Here is a 517-nt window from a genome sequence, read left to right on the forward strand (position 1 = left end):
CATCGCCCTTTCACGGCGGTAACCGGGGTTCGAATCCCCGTGGGGACGCCATCTAAAGATAACTCTTAATGAGAAATCTGTGTTCTTTAACAATATGGAAACAAGCTGAAAACTGAGAGATTTTCGAAAGAAAGTCTGAGTAGAAAAAGTCTTAGCTGATAAAAGGTGGCTAAGTAATGATTTATAGTTTATTGATATACATCTTGAAAATACTCAAGATTGTATGGTTAAGTGACTAAGCGCACAAGGTGGATGCCTTGGCAATCAGAGGCGAAGAAGGACGTGCTAATCTGCGAAAAGCTTGGATGAGTTGATAAGAAGCGTTTAATCCAAGATATCCGAATGGGGAAACCCGATAGGTGAAGAACCTATCATCGTGACTTGAATACATAAAGTAACGAAGCAAACCGGGAGAACTGAAACATCTAAGTACCCCGAGGAAAAGAAATCAACCGAGATTCTGTAAGTAGCGGCGAGCGAAAGCGGAAGAGCCAGTAAGTGATAACAATAATATTAG

Annotated in this window: 1 rRNA gene; it reads left to right on the forward strand. The window is 41.2% G+C overall.

What is annotated here, in order from left to right:
- Positions 1-225: 225 nt before the first annotated feature.
- A 23S ribosomal RNA gene (locus EII42_RS12235) occupies positions 226-517 on the forward strand; the annotation flags it as partial.

It is taken from the genome of Tessaracoccus sp. OH4464_COT-324, assembly GCF_003932855.1.
Lineage (GTDB): Bacteria > Actinomycetota > Actinomycetes > Propionibacteriales > Propionibacteriaceae > Arachnia.